We start from the raw sequence: 20,899 nt of genomic DNA, 5'->3' as shown, positions 1-20,899 counted from the left end.
GAGCGCTGTTGGAGTTCTGTGGGATCAGCGTGGGAAGCGCGCCCTCACCAGGTGCGCGCCCTGCGCCTCGGCCAGCCGCGCACCGGTGTCCAGGTCGGCCGGGTCCTCGACGGCGAGGCCGCGCACGCGGTGCAGCTCGGCGGCGACGACCCGTTCGCCGACCTCGTCCGCGAGCGCGAGACCTTCGTCGGCCAACGCCGCCGCGGTGGTCCGGTCCCCGGCGACCAGATGCGCGTCCGCCATCGCGGCGAGGGTGATGGTGCGGGTCGAGCGCAGGCCGAGCCGGTGGACGCCTTCGCGGGCCGCCCGCAGCGCGGTGAGGCGGCTGTCGTCCCCGCCGCGCGCGGCGGCCCACTCGGCGACGAAGTCGGCGGTCGTGACGAAGTGCGGCATGTGCCGGCGCGCGCCGATCTCGCGGCACCGGCGGGCGGCTGCCCGGGCGGCGGCGACGTCGTGCTCCTGAAGCGCGGTCCACGCGGTGAACAACGCGGCGTTGGCCCGCCCGTACGGGTCGTCGGCGCGTTCGGCCCGGGCGCGCGCGGCGGCGAGGTCGGCGCGTGCCGCGTCCGCGTCACCGCGCAGGGAACGCACCAGGGCGCGGAAGTCGTGGGTCGCGAGCGTGGGCAGGCGACCGACCTGCCCGACGAGGTCGTGCGGGTCCAACCGGTCGATCGCGGCGGTCAGGTGGTCCTCGGCCTCGGCCAGGCGGCCGGTGAAGTAGCCGACCACGCCGAGCAGGTAGTGGCCCGCCGCGCCGATCACGCCGTCGGCCGCGGCGAGGCGTCCCGCCAGGTCTTCGGCGATGGCGAACTCGGCGCGGTTGCAGGCCAGTTCACCGAGCACCCACAGGGCGGGGCGCACGTCCGTGCCGGGCTCCACCAGCGCCAGCAGGTCGCGGGCGCGTGCCGCGGCGGAGTCGACCGCGTCGCTGCCGATGCCCACGGTGATCTGGAGCAACGACGTGCGGTGCAGTTGCACGGCCAGCGCCCGTTCGGGCTCGGTGAGCAGGGCGGCGGCCCGGTCCAGATGCGCCAGGGCGTCCTCGTAGGCGAGGCGGCGGGTGGCGTCGTCGGCGGCTTCGAGGGTCCAGCGCAGGTGGTCGTCCTCCCGCCCGCGCGCCTGTCCGTAGTGGTGGGCCAGTTCCGCCGGCGTGAGGGTGCCCCCGCCGGTGTCCGCGAGCCGGGCGTGCAGGTCCGCGCGACGGGTGGGGGACAGGTCGGCGTAGGCGGCCTCGGCGAACAGCGGGTGCCGCAACCGCACCACGCCGGCGGCGGGCTCGGTGACCAGGTGGGTGACCGGGCCGGTGAGCCGGACTTCGGCGGACGTCACGGCTTCGAGCAGGTCCACGTCCAGGTCCCGGCCCGCGACGCTCAGCACGTCCAGCCAGTCGCGGGTGCCCTCGTCGAGGGCGTGCAGCCGGCGGCGGACGGTGTCGCGCACGCTCGGGGGCGGCGCGCCGGTTCCTTCGGGGGAGGTCAGCAGCTCGGTGAGGAAGAACGGGTTGCCGCCGGTGCGGGTGAGCAGGTCGAGCACCAGCTCGGCGGGTGCGGGCGCGCCGGTGTGCTCGCGGACCAGCGCGGCGACCGCGTCGGCGTCCAGGCCCGCCGGTCTCAGCTGCCGGTGGCCGGGGCTGCGGGCCAGGTCGGCGAGCGTGGCCACCAGGGCCGGGTCGTGCTCGTACGGGCGCAGGGTGGCGATCACCAGGGCGCGGGAGGCGTGGACGGTGGTGGCCAGGTAGCGCAGCAGGAGCAGCGAGTCCGCGTCGGCGGCGTGCAGGTCGTCCAGCACGAGGACGAGGCCGCGGGGACGGGCGGCGGCGTGCACCAGCGCCGAGACGGCGTCGTAGGTGCGGAAGCGGGCGCCGGGGTCGATGTCGGTGCCGGTCGTGCGGCCGTCGCGGAAGCCCGCCAGCGCCGGGTCGTCCGCCTGCGGCGCGAGGGCGCGCACCACCTGGGTCCACAGCCAGAACGGCGGGGCGTGGCCGAGGTCCGGGCAGCGTCCCCACACGACCGGTACACCGGCGGCGGTGGCCCGCCGGGCGACGGCGCCGGCCAGGCTGGTCTTGCCGATGCCCGCTTCGCCGACGATCGCGACGAACCGGCCGCCGGTCCGGCCCGCCGCCCCGAGCAGGCCACCCAGGAGGTCGATCTCCTCCTCGCGGCCGACCAGGCCGGTCCCCACCTCCGGCGGCCGCTCGGGCGCGGCGGCGGCGATCGTCGGCACCGAGTGCGTCAGGACCCGCCGGTGCAGGTCGCGCAGCACTCCGCCCGGCTCCACGCCGTGCTCGTCGGCCAGCACCCGGCGGCCCTCGTCGTACACCGCCAGCGCCTCGGTCTGCCGACCCGCCCGGTACAGCGCCAGCATGAGCTGCGCGCGGGCGTTCTCCCGGTCGGGGTGGGCGGCCACGAACTGGCGCAGCTCCGGCAGCACGGCCAGGTGCCGACCGGCCGCCACCGCGGCGGTGAAGCGGCCTTCGCCGGCCGCCGTCCTGGCCTCCGCGAGCCGTGCCGCGTCCGGGCGCACGGCGCTCAGGTCGGCGGCGGCCACCTCACCGCGCCACAGGGCCAGCGCGTCGGCGTAGTGGCGCTCGGCCGCCTCCCACCCGCCCTCGGCGAGCGCCCGTGCGCCGTGACCGGCCAGGGTCGTGAAGCGGACGGCGTCCACGGCGTCCGGCGGCACGCTCAACTCGTAGCCACCGGTGTGACCGCGCACCAGCTCGGCCGGCGCACGCCGACCCCGCTCCGGTTCCAGGGCACGGCGCAGCACCGCGACGTACGAGCGCAGGGTGACCTGCGCACCGGACGGCGGCCGGCCGTCCCACAACGCGTCGACCAGCCACTCGGTGCTGACGAACCGGTTCGCGCGCAGCACCAGCAGCGTCACCAGGTCCCGCTGCCGGGGACCGCCCAGTGCCACCGGCTCACCGTCGCGTTCCACCCGCAACGGCCCCAGGACGCCGAACCGCACGGTGCCGAGCACCAGCAGAGGGTAACCGGGTGCGCCCGCCGTCCCGACGCGAACGACAATGTGGACATGACGACACCCCAGGTCGCCAGGCCCTCGATCCTCACCGTGGACGACGACCCGGGCGTGTCCCGGTCCGTGGCACGCGACCTGCGCCGCAAGTACGGCGAGAAGTACCGCATCGTGCGCGCCGAGTCGGGCCCGCAGGCGCTCGACGCGGTGCGCGAGATCAAGCTGCGCGGCGAGGAGGTGGCGGTGCTGCTGGCCGACTACCGCATGCCCGGCATGAGCGGCATCGAGTTCCTGGAAGCCGCGATGGACCTGTTCCCCGCCGCACGGCGGGTGCTGCTCACCGCGTACGCCGACACCGACGCGGCGATCCGCGCGATCAACGTCGTCGACCTCGACCACTACCTGCTCAAGCCGTGGGACCCGCCGGAGGAGAAGCTGTACCCGGTGCTGGACGACCTGCTGCGCGCCTGGTCGGCGGCCGACCGCGGGCCCGTCCGGCAGGTCCGGGTCGTCGGGCACCGCTGGTCGTCGCGGTCCTACGAGGTCCGCGACTTCCTGGCCCGCAACTCCGTCCCGTTCCGCTGGCACGCGCTGGACGACGGCGACGCCGAGGCGGGCCGGCTGCTCACCGCGTGCGGCGAGGACGGCGCGCGGCTGCCGGTGGTGGTCACCGCCGACGGCGAGACACTGGTCCAGCCGTCCGACGCCGAGCTGGCCGCCCGCGTCGGCCTGTCCACGCGGCCGTCCACCGACTTCTACGACCTGATCGTGGTCGGCGGCGGTCCGGCCGGGCTGGGCGCGGCGGTCTACGGCGGCTCGGAGGGGCTGCGCACGGTGCTCGTCGAGCGGCGCGCCACCGGCGGCCAGGCGGGCACCAGCAGCCGGATCGAGAACTACCTCGGCTTCCCCGACGGCGTGTCCGGCGAGCAGCTGACCGACCGGGCCCGCCGGCAGGCGCTGAAGTTCGACGTCGAGGTGCTGACCGCGTGCGACGTGGTCGGCCTGGAGGCGCGCGGCGCGGCCCGGGTGGTGCGGCTGGACGACGGCACCGAACTGGCCGCGCACACCGTCATCCTCGCCACCGGCGTGTCCTACCGGATGCTGGACGCGCCCGGCCTCGCCGAGCTGACCGGCCGGGGCGTGTTCTACGGCGCGGCCACCACCGAGGGGCCCGCCTGCGCCGGCGAGGACGTCTACCTGGTCGGCGGGGCGAACTCGGCGGGACAGGCGGCGCTGTACTTCGCCGCGCACGCCCGCCGCGTCGTGCTGGTCGTGCGCGGCGACTCGCTGGCCACGTCCATGTCGCACTACCTGGTCGAACAGCTCGCCCGGGTGGACAACATCGAGGTGCGCACGTGCACCGAGGTCGTCGACGGCACGGGGGAGCAGCACCTGGAGACCGTGACGCTGCGGCACAACAAGACCGGCGAGACCACGACCGTGCGCACGTCGTGGCTGTTCGCGTTCATCGGCGCCGCACCCCACACCGACTGGCTGGCGGGCACGCTGGACCAGGACGAACGCGGCTTCGTGCTGGCCGGGCCGGACCTGGTCGCCGACGGCGCGATGCCCGACGGCTGGGACCTCGACCGGCCGCCCTACCACCTGGAAACCAGCCTTCCGGGCGTGTTCGCGGCCGGTGACGTGCGCGCGGACTCGGTGAAGCGGGTCGCCTCGGCGGTCGGCGACGGCGCGATGGCCGTGTCGCTGGTCCACCGCTACCTGGAGAGGTCCTGACGTGGAGAACCTGGCGGTCGACGACCTGCGCGGGCTGTTCCTGTTCGAGCACCTGTCGGAGGCGCAACTGGAGTGGCTGGTCGCCCACGGCCAGGTGGAGACGCACGCGGCCGGCACGCAGGTGCTGCGCGAGGGACAGCCCGCGACCTGCTTCTTCGTGCTGCTGGACGGCACGGTCGCGCTCAGCCGCGTCATCGGCGGCCAACGCGTGGAGACCAACCGCACCGACCACCGCGGCGCGTACTTCGGCGCCACCCAGGCGTACCTGGGCGCCGACGCGGAGGCCAAGACCGCCTACCAGATGACCGCCGACGCGGTGACCGACGTGCGGCTGTACCAACTGCCCGCGCACGACTTCGGCGCGATGTTCCGCTCCTGGTTCCCGATGGCCATCCACCTGCTGGAAGGCCTGTTCTTCGGCATGCGCAACACCGAGCGGATCGTCAGCCAGCGGGAACGGCTGCTCGCGCTGGGCTCGCTGTCGGCCGGCCTGACCCACGAGCTGAACAACCCGGCCGCCGCCGCGGTGCGGGCCACCGGCGCGCTGCGGGAGCGGGTGGCCGGGATGCGGCACAAGCTCGCGCTGCTGGCGAGCGGGTCGATCGACCCGGCCACCCTGCCGGTGCTGGTGGAGCTGCAGGAGAGCGCGGTCGAGCAGGTGGCGAAGGCGCCCAAGCTCGGCCCGATGGAGACCGCCGACCTGGAGGACGAGGTCGCCGACTGGCTCGACGCGCACGGCGTCACCGGCGGCTGGGACCTGGCGCCCGTGCTGGTCGCGGGCGGGCTGGGCGTCGAGTGGCTGGACCGGGCGGCGGCGCTGTGCCCGCGGACCGCCACCGAGGCCGCCGTGCGCTGGCTGGCCTACACGGTCGAGACCGAGACGTTGATGAACGAGATCGAGGACGCCACCACCCGGGTGTCCACACTGGTCGGCGCGGCCAAGCAGTACTCGCAGGTCGACCGGGCGCCGTTCCAGGTGGTCGACGTGCACGACCTGCTCGACTCCACTCTGGTGATGCTGGGCGGCAAGCTCCGCGACGGCGTGCGCGTGGTCAAGGACTACGACCGGACGCTGCCGCCGCTGCCCGCCTACCCGGCCGAGCTCAACCAGGTGTGGACGAACCTGGTCGACAACGCGGTGGCCGCGATGGCCGGACTCGGCACGCTGACCGTGCGCACGTCCCGGGTCGCTGACGACCTGGTCGTGGAGGTCGGCGACACCGGAACCGGCATCCCGCCCGAGGTGAAGCGGCGCATCTTCGAGCCGTTCTTCACCACCAAGGCGGTCGGCGAGGGCACCGGGCTCGGCCTGGACATCTCGTGGCGGATCGTGGTCGAGCGCCACCACGGCGACATCCGGGTGGAATCCGAGCCCGGTGACACCCGCTTCCGGGTCCACCTGCCGCTGACGCCGCCGTCAGCAGTGCTTGCGCAGGACGGCGCCGGAGGTGCCGGCTAGCGAGACCTCGGTGACCGACGTGCCGCGCTCGGTGACGTGCCCGCCGTCCAGCGGCACGGTCACGGACCGGCTGTCGGTGCGGTTGGCGTTGACCACGACCGTGCCGCACGCGAAGTCGCGGACGAACAGGTTCGTGCCCACCGACCGGTACGGCCCGGACGGCGCGCCGAGGTCCCAGTCGTACTCGGCGTGCCACGGCGTCGGGTCGCCGTAGCCGTCCGTCTGCTCGATGCTCGCGATCGCGGCCAGGTCGCCCGCCGCCATCAGGTAGCTGGCCAGCGCGAACCGGTACGCCCGGTCACCGGCCTCGCTGTGGTGCGGCTGCACCAGGGTGATCTTGCCGCGGGCCTCGTTGTCGGCGATCTCGGCCACCTGCTTGCTCCACCCGTCGGCGTACTCCGACAACAGGTTGTCGTCGTCGAACGCCAGCCACCACTCGTCGAAGCCGCCGTCGAGGTACTCGGTGTAGGTGTTCCAGGCGTTCCCGTGCAGCCGGGCGTTGGACAGGTTCGCGACCGTCTTCAACCCGGCCGAGACGAACTCGTCGCGGGTATTGGCCAACATCGACACGTAGGCGTCCTGCAACGCCGAGTCGGTCGGGTACTTCGCCGGGCACACGCCGGGGTGGTAGGCGTCGCACGGGAACAGCGCGTTGTCCATCCACACGCCGTCGAACCCGGTGGCGACGCTGCTCTTGACCACGTTCGCGGCCCAGGCGTCCTGGTAGGCCGGGTTGCCGACGTCCATCTGCCAGTGCCCGGGATAGCCGTCGTACTCCATCCGGTTGCCGCCCTGGTCGAGCAGGAACCACTCGGGGTGGTCGCGCTCGGCCGTGCAGAAGCCGACGCCGGCGGGCAGGTCCGCGTCGTCGACGCCGTCGCGGCACGCGTACGAGCGGGTGGACGACAGGTCCTTGTAGACGAAGACCTGCACGGCGGGGTTCGCCGCCTTCAGCTTGGCGAGCAGGTCGCCCTGCCAGGCGTTGAGCACGATGTACGAGCGTCGGCGGGCCTCGGTGGCGAGCATCTCGTCGGTCACCGGTGTGTCGCTCATGTGCAACCAGAACGACTTCACCCGCCCACCTCCTCCCGCGTCCTCGCCGGTGCTCGCAGTGCCCGCGGGCGCGAGCAGCGCCGCCGCGGTGGCCACGGCGGCCAAGGTCGACAGCAGTATGCGGCCTCGGCCGCCGCGGGTGGGCCGGTGACGGCCGCGTTCATTCCGATGGGGGGACATGCCGGACTCCCGGTTTTACGGCAGGCGGCACCCACTGGGGATCACGACGGCAATGTCGCGCACAACGGGGAGAAAGGGGCGCGCCCGCCCTCGATTCGGTCGCGATGATCGCCTACCGGTCAGTAGGCGAATGCGCGACCGCAGTAAAACCGCTGGTCGTCCGGCAGGTCAAGTAACGTGCGCCACACTACGCACGAAATCGTCCGTCTCTATTGGTCGCGAGTATTCCGGTCAACTGGCGAGAAGATCATGGCGACGTCGTGCGCGCGGTCGCGGCGACCGGCGGCGCACCTCGGCGCACCCGACGATCGCCACACCCGCCAGCAGCGGAAGGACCACATCCCCCTCGACCGCCAGCGCGCACGTGAGTGCGATCCACAGCAGCAGCCTCATGGGAGAAGGTTAGAGAGACGCCGGTCACATTCGCACCTGATTTGGGCAAGACTTGAGGTAGGCGCCGGCCGTCGGGCGCGCTGCCGGTCGACCGGGTCGCCCAGGCTCCGGGCCGACGAGCCCTTCTGCGGCCGCGCTGTGGCGGTCAGGACGCGGCCGATCCGCCCGGTGCGCGCCATCGCCGCGTCGCGGCGACATCGGCGGGGCACCCGGCCGCACCGGCGGACCTCCCCGTGGCCCGACGGCCGCGCACCGGCACCGGTGTGCTGGGTCTCCCGTTGGCCTGCACGAACCTCACCGCGGGACGTCACGCCTCCGCGTTGCCGACACGTGGCGGCCCGGTCGGCCCGGGGCCGGGCGGGCACCCGTCCGGCAGCGGAGCGGCGGCGCCGGGGCCAACCCCCTTCCACGACGGGCACGGGGGCGGTGCGTACTCCGACGTCTCCTCGCCATGGCCGGGGTCGCCGTCGTCACGCTGATCGTCCACTGACGACACCCGGCCCGGAAGGCGCCGGACCGCCCGAGGAACGCGAGACGTGGTCCGAGTGGACGGTCGCCAGGACGTCCTCGACCAGCGGTTGCACCCACGTCGACGTTCTTCCGGCAGCGCGCGTCCGGTCACGGCGAGGCGACGAACCCGCCGATGCCGATCGTTTTGTCGGACCCGCTCGCTACCCTCCGCGCCACACCGTCGTGAACGACTCGCAGGAGGAACCGTGGGCTGGCTCGATGTCCGATCTCAATCCGGGCACGCTTCGGGGTACCAGGTGCGGCTCGGGGAGAACGGGCGCGTCCAGTGCCGCAACGGCAAGGGAAAGCTCCTGTCCTCGGTGCCCGCGTCGCTCAAGGACGACCCGGGCGTCGTCCAGTTGCGCCAGCTCGCCGAGTGGCTGGCCAGGCACCGGGCCGAGTGCCTGTCCGCCGTGGACGGCTGGATGGTGCGCTCGCTGCCCGTGCCGGCGGCGCTGATCGCCGAGGTCTGGGCGGACGCGGCGTGGGCCGAGGCGCTGCGCGACCTCGTCGTCACCGCCGACGACGGCACGGGCGCGGAGACCGGGTTCCTGCGCGACGCCGACCCCGAGCGCGGGCTCGGCGTGGTGACCCTCGACGGTGACACGCGGCGGCTCAAGCCCGAGGTGGTGTCCATCCCGCACCCGGTGCTGCTGGAGGACCTGGAGGAGCTGCGCGAGTTCGGCGCGGAGCTCGCCGTCGAGCAGAAGGTGCAGCAGCTGTTCCGGCAGACGCACACCCGCCCCGCCGGGCTCGCCGGCAAGACCTCGGTCGACGACTTCGCCGGCGGCAAGTTCGAGCAGCTCAACCACGCGCTCAGCCGCTGCCGCACGCTCGGCTACCCGGTGCGCGGGGGTGACGCGGTCTACGCCGCGTTCGAGGACGGCCGGGCCGTGGAGGCCCGGTACTGGCTCGGCTCGGACTACCCCGAGGGCGAGGCGTGGACGGGCGACCTGAGGTGGGCGCTGGCGGACGGAACCGCCCTGCCGCTCGCCGACGTCGGACCGGTCGCGTGGTCCGAGGGGATGCGCATGGCGGCGGCGATCCACGCCGGTCGCGTCGTCGAGGAAGCGGTGGTGGCCCCGTGAACGCCCTGAACCCGGAAGCGCCCAGCCCGAAAGCCCTGATCGCCGCGGGCGCGGTGCTGCCCGGCACCGCCGAGGTGGGAGACGACCGCGACACCGTCACCGCCCGCCACTACGCCCACCCCGGCCTGGACGACCGCGTCGTGGTGCGGCTCGTGCCCACCGTGCTGGGCCGCGCCGAAGACCTGACCTGCGAGTACCTCGGCTTCGACGCGCCGGCCCGGGTCGCCGACGTCGGCACCGGCAAGCGCAGCGCGATGGGCTTCCCCGCCTGGGCGCTCGTGCACGACCCCGCCAACGCCCACCACGCGCTCAACCTGGTCAAGGACGTCGAACGGCTGGCCCGCACCGCCAAGTCCAAGGCGGGCGCGGCGAAGGACGGCTTCACCCGGCTCGGCACCATGCTCGGCCGGTCCGCGCCGCACTTCCTGCCCACGTTCTACGAGCAGGCCGGGCGGATCTTCCTGGAGCACGGCAACACCACCTACGCGGCGAGCATGTTCGGCAAGGCGCGCGAGGCGGAGGAGGTGCACGACCTGGCGGTCGACCCCGAACGCACCCGCGAGGTGTTCCTCGAGTTCGCGTTCGCCGGCGCGTTGACCGCCAAGGCGCTGTCCGCGCACGCCAAGGGCCTGGCCCGCAAGCACGACCCGGAAGCGGCCTACGACCTGTTCTTCACCCTGTGCGTCGAGCGCACGCGGGGCGGCCTGCCGCCCTACACCGGGATGCCGGAGGACCTGCGGCGGTTGGCCAAGGTCGCCAAGCGCGACCTCGCGGCCGAGGACCGGCGGCTGCTGCGCGCGATCCTGGACACCTCCGCGATCAGCCGGGCGAGCGGCGCGTTCTGGAAGTCCTACCGCGCTTCGCTGGTGGCGCTGGCCACCGAGGACGCGCGGGTGCGCGGCCGGCTGCTGGCGTTCGTGCCCGACTCGGAGTCCGTGCTGGAGACGTGGCTGGAGATCCTGACCGCCTGCGGCGCCACGCGTGCCCTGATCGGGCCGGACGAGGTCGAGGCGAACCCGGCGGAGTGGCTGTCGTCGGTCCTGGCGGTGCGCGCGTCGGGGTGGCGCGGCACGGCGCGCTCGGTGCGGCTGCTGGAGCTGGTCGAGGCGATGGCGGACCGGCTCGTCGCCGACGCCGTGCCGGTGCGGGCGCTGCGCTACTGGCGCCAGGGCGACCTGGACGTGCTGGACCTGATGGTGTCGCGGAACGTGCCGCTGGCGGCCTCCGACCGGGACCAGCAGCTCGACGTCGGCGGCTGGCTGGCCGACGACGCACCCGGCGGGCGCGATCTCGCCGCGCTGGCCGCGTCCGAGCGGTTCGGCCGTTCGCTCGGCGAGGGCGTCGTCGCGCACGCCCGCTCCCACACCCGCTCGGGCGCGGTCGCCCTGGACGTGCTGTCGTCGGTGATGGCGGTGCCGGGCCTGCGCGGTGCGCTGAGCTCGTGGATCGGCTCGCACGTCGATCGCGTGGCGGTCACCGGCCTGCCGGACCTGGCCGACCACCTCGACAAGCTGAGCGTCCTGCGGGTGCCGGAGGCGTACGTGGACGTGCCGGAGGCGGCCGAGCGGCTGGCCGGCACCGACGTCGCCGCCGCGTTGCACACGACGCTGCGCGCGGGTCTGCTCGACGAACTGGGGTGGCCCGCCCTCGAGGAGGCCGTCGAACGCCTGGCGGACGCGGGCACGCCCAAGGACGACGGCGTGGTGGTGTGCGGCGAGGGGTGGCCCGCGCTCGTGCTGCGGCGCGGCGAGACGTTCGTGGTGATCGGCCCGGACGGCGTGCTCGCCGAGCACGTCTCCCGCATCCCGGCCGACGCCCGGCACCGCTGGGGTTTCGCGCCGAGCGCGTCCTGGTTCGACGGCGTCCTGCTGGTCCGCTGGCAGGGGCCGGACGGCGAGCTGGCGTACTGGAGCGACGCGCCGGACCAGGTCTTCGCGATGGGCGACAGCGACCGCAGCTACTACCGGCACAACACGCCGTCGGCGTCGATCGCGCAGGCCGACGGCGGCCGGACCGCCGGCGCGCGGGTCGTGCACCGCGGTGACACGGTCGTGCCGACCCCCGGTGAGGTGCACGGCGACGGCACCACGCTGTGGGCCGGCCTGTGGCACGACCACGCGTGGCGCTGGTTCGAGGTCGACCCGGCCACCGGTCAGCGCGGTCGGGCGAGCCTGCCGCGGTTCGTGGAGGACTTCGCCGCCGACGGCACGACGCTGGTCCTCGGCAGCTGCGACCTCCGGCCCGCGGTGGCCGGGACGGTGGGCAGCCCGCTCGGCGCGGCGGACGGCCTGCACGGCTGGCGGGTGCGCCGGGAAGCGGACGGCTCGCACGTCGGCGAAGGCGTCGACGGTCGCCGCGCGCGGCTGGCCGCCTGCCCGACCGGTGTGCTGCGGCTGCCCGGCGGCGCGGAGGTCGTGCTGACCGGCGGGCGCGAGTCGATGGTGCTGTTCGACCGGGACGGCACCCGGCTGGCCGCCGTGTCGTCCGCCGCCCAGCACCCGCCGTACGCGACGGGCACTCCGTTCGTGCCGCCGCTGGACTGGTGGCACCTCCTGCGGCCGCGCGACGAGGCCGGGTCGGCGGCGCTGCGCGGCGTGACGCGGGAGGCGGTGGAGCGGATGCTCGCCGCCGCACGCGCGGAAACGGGGGAGAAGCGCACGGTGCGCGAGCGGCTCAAGGCGCTGGTGCGCGGCGAGCGCGACGGCCTCGCCGGCGTCGTCACCGCCGCCCTGCCCGGCCTCACCCACCCCGCGCTGGTCTCCGGCGTGGTGGACCTCGTCCGCCGCGCCGCCGTGCTGGAGCGCTCCTTCCGGGGTTACGCCGACCTCGCCGCGGCGGCCCGCGAGGTCGACCCGGTCCTGGCCCCCACCGGCCCGGAGGTCACCGAGGACGAGGTCAACGCCGCGCTGAACTGGTTCGGCGGTTACCGGTCCTACAACTCGCGCGGCCCGGTGCCGACGGCGCTGCCCGCGCTGCTGGCCGCGCTCACCGAGGCGGTCCTGCGGCCCGAGGGCCGGTCCCTGCCGGTGTCGAACGCGCCGCGCTGGTTCGACGTGCTGCCGCACCTGCCCGCCCTGGCCCACCGCGCCGCGTCCCCGCTCACCCCGGACGACCAGCGGGCCGCGCTGGCGCTCGTGCTGCGGTCGATCGCGGACTGCGGCCTGGCCGACGCCGCCGGGCACTGGCGCACCGTCGCCGTGACCGTCCACAAGGGAGAGGCGAACCCCAAGGACCGGGTCACGCCGGTCGGCGACGGGTTCATCGCCCTGTTCGAGACGCGGTGGCGCCACGAGCCGGGCAGCCGGTTCGACGGCGTGCAGTTCAGCCGCACGCCGGGCGCGTTCGAGCTGCCGAAGGACTGGACCCTCGAGCGGTCGCAGGAAGTGCGCACGCCGTTCGGGCCGCATCGGGTGGCCCGGTTCCTGGAGGTGCTCGCCGAGCGCGGGCCCGCGCCGTGGTTCCCCGAGGCGGTGCCCGCGCTGGTGGAGCTCACCGGCCTGGGCACGGCCGAGGCGACCCTGCTGCTGGCCGGCATGCCCGGCGTTGACCGTCGGGACGCGAACTTCCTGGCCACCGCCGACCGCCGGCTGCTCGGCCTGTCCGCGGCGGGCGCCAAGGCGGCCAAGGAGCGGTTCCGCCGACAGGACGACGGCTTCCGGCTGCGGCTGGTCGCCGCCGCCGTGCCCGCCGACCCGGCGGAGCTGTGGACGACCGGGCCGAACGTGGCCGCGGTCGCCGAGGTGTGGACCGCCGAGTACGGCCACCGGGCCGCGGTGCCCGACGACGTGCTGGTGGACGCGGCGAAGCTGCTGAACCTGCAGAACGCGGGCGAGTACGTGACCGGCGTGGTCAACCCGGACTCCACCCCGTGGCTCGCCGTCGACGCCGACCTGACGTTCACCGGCTCGGGGTTGCAGGCCCGCAACCGGGACGGCTTCGACCGCACGGCGCTGTGGGCCGTGCCGCAGGCGTTGCTGTGGCTGGCCCACCGGCTCCCGGCGGGCTCGCCGCTGCGCGCCCGGCTGCCCGAGGCGTTGGCGATGGCGCGGCAGCGGGTCGCGCACCCCGGCTTCGCGGTGGACCTCGGCCGGTGGGTCGCGGCGGAGAGGCTCGCCGCGCTGCTCGGCGCCGACCTGCCCGAGGACGGCGGGCGCTACCAGTACGGCGAGTGGCTGGAGCTGGCCCGCGCGGGCGACGCGCACTTCCACCTGGTGCTGCGGCCCGGCCAGGTGGGGCCGGCCGACCGGGACCTGATGGAGGCCGTGACGGCGTTGAGCGGCCGGCAGGACGTGCTGCGGATGCTGGACCGGCTGGCCGACGACCGCCTCACCGCCGTGTGCGCGGTCCCGGCGCCGGAGGGCGTCGACCCGGCCGCCTACCACCAGGACCCGACCCTGTCCGTGCCCGAGCTGGTGGCGCAGGTCGCGACGCGGTTCGACCTGACCGAGGACGCGGCCGCGCTGTACCTGCAACTGCTGGCGCTGCCCGACCCCACCGACGCGAACGTGGCCCGGTGGACCGGGTGGAAGCCCGCCCGGCTGCGCCAGGCCCGCGCCGCGCTCGCCGAGACCGACCTGGTGCTCACCGCGAAGCGGGCCCGGGCCGGGCGGTCGCTGTTCCTGCCCGGCGGGTGGTTGGCGCTGGCCGCGCCGCACGTGCCGCTGGAGTCGTGGAAGGCACCGATGTTCGACCACACCCCCGACCAACCCGGCGTGATCGTGCCGCGGGAACCCGTGGCCGACCTGTTCGCCCGCGCCTGGCAACGGGTGCTCGACGGCGACGCGCCCGCCTACGAAGAGCTCAAGACCGGAGGACGCAGGTGACCGCACCCAGGCAGGTCGAACCGGCCGAGGACGCCCACCGCGAGGAGTTGGCGTTCCTGGCCGCCTACGACAGCGGCCCCCGCCCGCCGGGGTGGCGGCTCACGCCGCGGGCCGTCGTCACGTTCGTGATGGGCAGCGGTGAGCCGTTGGCGCTGCCCAAGGGCGTGTCGGTGGACGGCGTGCCGTCCCGGCTGGTCATCACCCCGAAGTTCGTCGGCGAACGGGCGCTGGTCGAGCGGGCCGTGGTGACGCTGGCCGGTGAGCGCGGGCTGCTGCTGGTCGGCGAACCCGGCACGGCCAAGTCGATGCTGTCCGAACTGCTGGCCGCCGCCGTGTCCGGCAGCAGCCAACTGGTCGTGCAGGGCACCGCGGGCACGACCGAGGACCAGTTGCGCTACGGCTGGAACTACGCGTTGCTGCTGGCCGAAGGCCCGAGCCCGCGTGCGCTCGTGCCGTCACCCGTGCTGACCGCGATGCGCGGCGGCGGCGTGGTGCGGGTCGAGGAGGTCACCCGCTGCCTGCCGGAGGTGCAGGACGCGCTGGTGTCCATCCTGTCCGACCGGCGCATCGCGGTGCCGGAGCTGTCCGCGCCCGAACTCGCGGGCCCGGACGGCGCGACCGTGCACGCCGCGCCCGGCTTCACCGTGATCGCCACGGCGAACCTCCGGGACCGGGGCGTGTCGGAGATGTCGGCGGCGTTGAAGCGGCGGTTCAACTTCGAAACCGTCGGGCCGATCGGCGACCTGGCCGCGGAGACGGAGCTGGTGCGACGGCAGGCCGTCGCCGCGCTGGACCGGGTCAGCGCGCCGTTCGCGGTCGACGACGTGGTGCTGGAGGTGCTCGTCACGGCGTTCCGCGACCTGCGCAACGGCGTGTCGGAGGAGGGCTGGGCGGTCGAGCGGCCGTCCACGGTGATGAGCACGGCGGAAGCGGTGTCGGTCGCGACCTCGCTGGGCTTGGCGGGCGCGTACTTCCCCGGCGATCGGGACCCCCTGTCGCTGCTGCCCGGCCACCTGCTCGGCGTCGTGCGCAAGGACGACCCGAGCGACGCGGCCCGGCTGCTGGGCTACTGGGACGGCGCGGTCCGGCGGCGGGCCGAGTCCGGCGCGCGCACCTGGCGGCGGCTGTGGGAACTCCGTGACGTCCTCGATGCGTGAGCCGGCCGACCACCGGCACCCGTACCTGATCGGGGTCCGGCACCACTCGCCGGCGCTCGCGGCGGTGGTGCCGGCCCTGCTGGACGAGTTCGCACCCGAGGTGCTGCTGGTGGAGCTGCCGCAGGAGCTGGGGGAGTGGCTGCCGTTCCTGGCCGACCCCGACCTGGTCACGCCGGTCGCGCTGTCCGGCGCGTCTCCCGGTGGTGAGCTGGCGTTCTACCCGTTCGCGGACTTCTCGCCGGAGCTGGCCGCGATCCGCTGGGCCCGCCGCAACGGCGTCGAGGTGCGGCCGTGCGACCTGCCGTTGGCGTTGCGGGGCGAGGGGCACCGGGCGCGGGAGCGGAGCGCGTCGCCGTTGACCGACGCGTTGCGCGGCGCGACGACCGGCCGTGACGGCGACGACCTGTGGGACCGGCTGGTCGAGGCCGCCGCGCCCGGCCAGACACCGGAAGCGGTGCGGCGCGCGGCGTTGCTGGTCGGCTGGGCGTTCCGCCAGGACGCCGTCGTCGACCCGTACGACCTGCGCCGCGAGGCGTGGATGCGGCGGGCCGTGCGGGACGTGGGCGACCGGCGGTGCGCGGCGGTCGTGGGGTCGTTCCACGCGGCCGCGTTGCTGGACGGCCCGGTGGACTCCGCGGAGCCGGGGTCCGCCGACGTCGTCACGTCGTTGGTGCCGTACGGGTTCGCGTTGCTGGACGAGAGGTCCGGCTACCCGGCGGGCATCCGCGACCCCGAGTGGCAGCAGGCCGTGCTGGAGGCGGCGGGCGACCCGGGCGCGGTGGAGGCCGCAGCCGCGTCGTTGATCGTGCGGATCTGCGCGCGGGTGCGGGAACTGGGCCACCCGGCCGGTCCCGGTGAGGCGCGGGAGGTGTTGCGGCTGGCGGTCGACCTGGCCCGGCTGCGCGGCCTGCCCGCGCCCGGCCGCGGCGAGCTGGTGGAGGCGGTGCAGACCGTGCTGACCCACGCCGAGCCGCTGGGCCGCGGCCGGGTGGTCGCGCGGGCCGCCGGTGACGTGCTGGTCGGGCGGCGGACCGGGGTGCTCGCGCCCGGCACGCCCCGGTCGGGCCTCGCGCCCGCGGTGGAGTCGCTGGTCGCCGCGCTGCGGCTGCCAGGCCCGGACTCGCCGGAGCCGGTGTCGCTGCGGCTGGACCCGTTGCGGTCGGAGCTCGACGCGCGGCGCGAGGTGGCGTTGCGGCGGCTCACCGTGCTGGGCGTGACCTACGCCGAGGAGACCGCGACCACGGGCGTCGGCGGGGGTGACGCGCTCACCACCCGGTGGACGGTGGCCTGGACACCGGCGACGGCGGCCACGTTGCCGGTGGCGGGGATGTGGGGCGCGACGGTGGAGCTGGCCGCGTTCGGCCGGCTGCGCGCGCGTCGCGGTGAGCGCGAGCAGACTCCCGGTGCGGTGCTGCGGGACCTGGTGGACGCGTCGCTGTGCGGGCTGCCCGCGATGGTGGACGTGCTGCTGGGTGACGCGGCGACCGTGCTGCCGTCGTCGGCGACGTTGCGGGAGCTGCTGGCGGCGCTGGACCTGCTCGACCGGTTGCGCGCCGGTCACGTGCCCGGGACTCCCGGTGACGTGCTCGACGGGCACCCGTTGCTGGCGCGGGAGCTGGAGACGGCGGCCGTGGCGCAGCTCGACGGGCTCGCCGGGTCGGACGACGTGGCGGACGCGCGGGCATTGGTGGAGCTGGGGATGCGGCCGGAGGTGCACGGGTTGCGCCTCACGGCGTGCCTGCGGACGTTGGCCGACTCGGGCGCGCCGCTGATCGCCGGCGCGGCGGGTGCCGCGCGGGTGCTGCTCGGGTTGACGCCGGCTCCGGTGCTGGGTGAGCGCGTGGCGTCCTGGGTGGACGGTGCGACGACACCGGAGGCCCGGGGCGTGCTGCGGCGGGGGTTGACCGGCGTGCTGGCGGCGGCCGGGCCGTTGCTGGAGACGCCGGAGGCGCTGACGCCGTTCCTGGACCGGGTGGAGGGCTTGGGCGACCGGGACTTCCTCGACCGGCTGCCCGCGTTGCGGGGCGCGTTCACGTCGGTGGGTCCGGCGGCTCGAGCCCGGGTGCTGGCGGTGGTGGAGGAGCGGACGGGCGAACGGGTGGACGCGGTGGGTGCGCCGGACCCGGAGCTGCTGGCGGGCTGGCTGGACGCCGAACACGCCGCGGTGGAAGTCCTGCGAGCCCACGGCCTGCGGTCCGCGCGTGGTGACCGGTCCGCCGTGCCGGCGGCGGACGGCCGGGACGGGTTGTCGGCCGGCGGCGCTGAGGCGTCGGCGGGCCCGGTGGCGACCGGCGTCGGGACAGCGGGTGAGTCCGCTGCCGGTGGCGGGATGTCCCGCGAGTCCGCGGGGTCGGCCGGCGGAACGGCGGGCGGTGGTGCGGTGGCGGTGCGCGCCGGTGGGCCGTCGGTGCCCGGCGGACCGGGCGCGTCGGGCCGGCGCGGGTTGTCCGATGCCGGTGCGTTGACCGCCGAGGTCCGATGGCGGCTTGTGCTCGGGGCCCGCGGCGAGCGTCCCGCGGGGGCCGGGCGGTTCGCGGCGGCGTTGGACGAGCTGTACGGGCGCGACGGTGGTGAAGGTGCGGCGCGGGGTGAGCTCGGCGCCGATCGGTCGTCCCCGTTCCCCGACGTGCGCGAGTGGTCGGAGGAGTTGCGCGACCTGTTCGGCGAGGGCGTCCGCGAGGAAGTCCTGGCCGCGGCGGCGGAAGGTGGGCGGTTGGAGGCAGCGCTGGAGATCGACCCCGGGTCGGTCCGGCCGTCGGTCGACCTGCTGCGGAACGTGCTGTCGTTGGCGGGCGGGCTGTCGGAGTCGGCGCTGGCGCGGCTGAGGCCGTTGGTGGCGCGGCTGGTGCGCGAGCTGACCGAGCAGTTGGCCAACCGGGTGAAGCCCGCGTTGACCGGCATCCAGCTGCCGCGGCCGACGCGGCGGCCGGGTGGCCGGCTGGACCTGCCGCGCACGCTGCGGGCGAACCTCGCCACCGCCCGTCGTGACGCCGAAGGTCGGGTGGTGGTCGTGCCGGAACGGCCGGTGTTCCGCACCCGCGGGCGCAAGGCGAACGACTGGCGGCTGGTGCTGGTGGTGGACGTGTCCGGCTCGATGGAGGCGTCCACGGTGTGGTCGGCGCTGACGGCGTCGGTGTTCGCGGGCGTGTCCGCGCTGTCCACGCACTTCCTCGCGTTCTCCACCGAGGTGGTGGACCTGACCGACCGGGTGGCCGACCCGTTGTCGTTGCTGCTGGAGGTCCGGGTGGGTGGCGGTACCCACATCGCGGGAGCGTTGCGCCACGCCCGTTCCCTCGTGACCGTGCCGGAGAGGACGATGGTCGTACTGGTCAGCGATTTCGAGGAGGGCGGTCCGGTCGGACCGCTCGTCGCGCAGGTGCGGGAGCTGGTCACGTCCGGCGTGACGGTGCTCGGCTGCGCGAGCCTCGACGACCGCGGCGTCGCCCGCTACTCCACGTCGGTAGCGGGCGCGCTGGTCGCGGCGGGCATGCCGGTCGCCGCGCTCAGCCCGCGTGAACTGGCCCGCTGGGTGGGGGAGAAGGTGCGCGGATGACCGTGCCACCGGTGTTCCCCGCGGTGGTGGGTGACGTGCTCGACACCCTGCCGCCCCGGCTGCGCAAGCGGGTCGACGCGTCCCTCGGACGCGTGGCCGAGTGGACCGTGACGGTGGACGCCGACACGGCGGGCGTCACGCTCGACGCCGAGACCACGCTCACCTGGACGTTGCGCCAAGGCACGCTCACGGCGGCCGACGACCTGGTGTGCAGTTGCCTGCTCGCGCCGAAGTGCCTGCACCGCGGCATCGCCGTGGCCGCGGCGGAGGTCGCGGACGGCGTGCCGGAGCCGGTCCCCGACCGGCAGCCGACCGCCGATGCCGTCCCGGCGGCCGACGCGGCCGACGCGGCCGACGCGGCGGACGAGACGCCGTCCGATGGCGAGCGCGCGGCGGCGGCGGTGCTGTGGCACGCGTGTGCGACGGTGCTGCGAGCCGGCGCGACCGGCAGCGGCGCGGTGGTGCGGGCCGGGTTGCTGCGCGCCGTCCACACCGCACGGGTCGCGGGCCTGCACCGGGCCGCCGCGAACGGCCTGCGCATCGCCGCCACGCTCGCCGCCGCACGGGCGGGCGACCCGTCGTTCGACCGGGAGGTGCTGACCGCCGAACTGGTCGAGCTGATGCTGCTGTGCCACGACCTGCGCACGTCCACCGGCCCGGTGGCCGAGCTGCGCGGCACGGCCCGCCGCGAGTACCGCCCCATCGGCTCGCTGCGCCTGTACGGCCTGTGCACGGAGGTCGTGGTCGCCGCGTCGGGCTACGCCGGTGTCGTCACGCACCTGGTGGACGACGGCGGCGCGCTGTGGACCGTGCCCGCGATCATGCCGGGTGGCGCGGAACGGGTCGCCGCCGCCGCGAGCGGCCCGGTGGTGATCGGCGAGTCCGGGCTGAGCCAGCGCGCGCTGGGCCGCGGCGGTCTGCTGCTGTCGGGCGGCACGGCGTCGCCGGACCACCGGCTCGGCGCCGGCAAGGCCGTCCGCGCGGTGGCCGCGTCCGCCGCGTCGTGGGGCGAGCCGCCGTTGGCGGGACTGTGGGCGCAACCGCTGCCCGACCAGGTCACGCGCGCCTTCCACGCGCGCACCAGACCCGACTCGCACCGGGCGGCCGGCGCGGACCTGCTGTTCGTGGCGGGAATCGTGCTGGGCGCTGCGGGCGACGCGCTGCGACTGGCCGTCGGCGAGGCGCACGTGGACCTGGTCGGCGAACGCGACCGGGCGCGGGAGAACCTGCGGGTCCTCGCGACCGCACCGGGCCTGCGGTTGCGTGCCGTGGCACGCCTGCTGCCCGACTGTCCCGGCACCGCCGTCGCGCTGGCCGTCGAGGGTGACCTGGACCTGCCCGACGAGCTGCGCCACCACGTCGACCTCGGCCTGGACCAGCTCCAGCGCTCGCACGTCGCCGGTGACGGCACGCGGGAACTGCCGCCGCGACCCGAACCGACCGATCGCGTCCCGCGCCCGGTCCGCCCGCTGGAGAACGTGGTGCACCGCATCGCGCTCGGTGGCCGGGCCGTGGCGGCCGTCGCCTCCGCCGAACGGGAGGTGGCCGCCTTCGCCCGCAACGGCCTCACCACCACCGCGAGCCTGCTGGCCGACCTGGCTGACGCCTCGCGCGACCGCGGCCGGGACGCGTTCGGCCGGGTGGTCCGCGACGAGGGCGACGACTTCCCGTTCGCGTGGCTGCGCGCCGGTCTGCACGTCCGCGAGTTCACCCGCGCCACCGCCCGCCGCGCGTGGCTGGCCGCGGTCGAGCACGGGTGAGCCACGTGCGGCCACCATGACCGCCACGCGGACCACGCCCGAGCACGAGACCGGGGCCGACCGCTCGGACACCGCCGCACGACGCCCGACGGGGTGCGCCGGATCGCCCGCCGGGCGTTCCGCGGCTCGGCGGTGCCGACGTCGTGTCGGGTCACGCTTCGGACAGGCGACGCCGGGTGCGCGGCCCGATCGCGCGCCGAGAGGTGACGG

10 protein-coding genes are annotated in these 20,899 nt (G+C 75.4%); 7 read left to right on the top strand and 3 right to left on the bottom strand.

Annotated features, from left to right (window positions below; translation table 11 throughout):
- Positions 1–24: 24 nt before the first annotated feature.
- Entirely contained in the window at positions 25–2,979 is a 2,955-nt protein-coding gene (locus FHX81_RS03425) for an ATP-binding protein (RefSeq protein WP_246107607.1), read from the bottom strand.
- Between the two features lie 54 nt (positions 2,980–3,033).
- Here FHX81_RS03425 and FHX81_RS03420 point away from each other — a divergent pair, with 54 nt between their 5' ends.
- Both FHX81_RS03420 and FHX81_RS03415 read left to right on the top strand, forming a co-directional pair.
- Positions 3,034–4,713, top strand: a complete 1,680-nt coding sequence (locus FHX81_RS03420; RefSeq protein ID WP_141975161.1) for an NAD(P)/FAD-dependent oxidoreductase — start codon at positions 3,034–3,036, stop codon at positions 4,711–4,713.
- A 1-nt stretch (position 4,714) separates the two neighbouring features.
- Positions 4,715–6,172, top strand: coding sequence for an ATP-binding protein (locus tag FHX81_RS03415; RefSeq protein WP_425473800.1), 1,458 nt, complete (start codon positions 4,715–4,717; stop codon positions 6,170–6,172).
- Here FHX81_RS03415 and FHX81_RS03410 read toward each other — a convergent pair.
- A complete protein-coding gene (locus FHX81_RS03410) occupies positions 6,131–7,321 on the bottom strand; it encodes a putative glycoside hydrolase (protein ID WP_170231914.1) in 1,191 nt (396 codons plus the stop codon). The genes FHX81_RS03415 and FHX81_RS03410 overlap by 42 nt on opposite strands.
- Before the next feature lie 315 nt (positions 7,322–7,636).
- Entirely contained in the window at positions 7,637–7,798 is a 162-nt protein-coding gene (locus FHX81_RS40280; protein ID WP_170231913.1) for a hypothetical protein, read from the bottom strand.
- A 716-nt stretch (positions 7,799–8,514) separates the two neighbouring features.
- Between FHX81_RS40280 and FHX81_RS03405 the strand changes: the two genes are divergently transcribed.
- Genes FHX81_RS03405 through FHX81_RS03385 form a run of 5 tightly spaced genes read left to right on the top strand, consistent with a single transcriptional unit; the run spans position 8,515 to position 20,689 of the window.
- A complete protein-coding gene (locus tag FHX81_RS03405) occupies positions 8,515–9,396 on the top strand; it encodes a DUF4132 domain-containing protein (protein ID WP_141975159.1) in 882 nt (293 codons plus the stop codon).
- Positions 9,393–14,219, top strand: a complete 4,827-nt coding sequence (locus FHX81_RS03400; RefSeq protein WP_246107606.1) for a hypothetical protein — start codon at positions 9,393–9,395, stop codon at positions 14,217–14,219. The genes FHX81_RS03405 and FHX81_RS03400 overlap by 4 nt, the downstream gene beginning before the upstream one ends.
- Positions 14,216–15,376 carry an ATP-binding protein gene (locus FHX81_RS03395; protein WP_141975158.1) on the top strand — a complete coding sequence of 387 codons (1,161 nt, stop codon included), beginning with the start codon at positions 14,216–14,218 and terminating at the stop codon, positions 15,374–15,376. The genes FHX81_RS03400 and FHX81_RS03395 overlap by 4 nt, the downstream gene beginning before the upstream one ends.
- Positions 15,369–18,929, top strand: coding sequence for a DUF5682 family protein (locus tag FHX81_RS03390; protein WP_141975157.1), 3,561 nt, complete (start codon positions 15,369–15,371; stop codon positions 18,927–18,929). Before FHX81_RS03395 ends, FHX81_RS03390 begins: the two co-directional genes overlap by 8 nt.
- Complete coding sequence (locus FHX81_RS03385; RefSeq protein WP_141975156.1) at positions 18,926–20,689, top strand: hypothetical protein; 1,764 nt, start codon at positions 18,926–18,928, stop codon at positions 20,687–20,689. Before FHX81_RS03390 ends, FHX81_RS03385 begins: the two co-directional genes overlap by 4 nt.
- The last annotated feature ends 210 nt before the right edge of the window (positions 20,690–20,899 follow it).

This window comes from Saccharothrix saharensis (assembly GCF_006716745.1).
GTDB lineage: Bacteria > Actinomycetota > Actinomycetes > Mycobacteriales > Pseudonocardiaceae > Actinosynnema > Actinosynnema saharense.
Note: the sequence above shows the minus strand (reverse complement) of the source record. Positions and strands in the feature narration are given on the sequence as shown.

Bases quoted from the DNA above. Each gene is read 5' to 3' on its own strand.
- FHX81_RS03420 (WP_141975161.1), top strand. From the start codon at position 3,034: ATGACGACACCCCAGGTCGCCAGGCCCTCGATCCTCACCGTGGACGAC.
- FHX81_RS40280 (WP_170231913.1), bottom strand. From the start codon at position 7,798: ATGAGGCTGCTGCTGTGGATCGCACTCACGTGCGCGCTGGCGGTCGAG.
- FHX81_RS03390 (WP_141975157.1), top strand. From the start codon at position 15,369: ATGCGTGAGCCGGCCGACCACCGGCACCCGTACCTGATCGGGGTCCGG.
- FHX81_RS03385 (WP_141975156.1), top strand. From the start codon at position 18,926: ATGACCGTGCCACCGGTGTTCCCCGCGGTGGTGGGTGACGTGCTCGAC.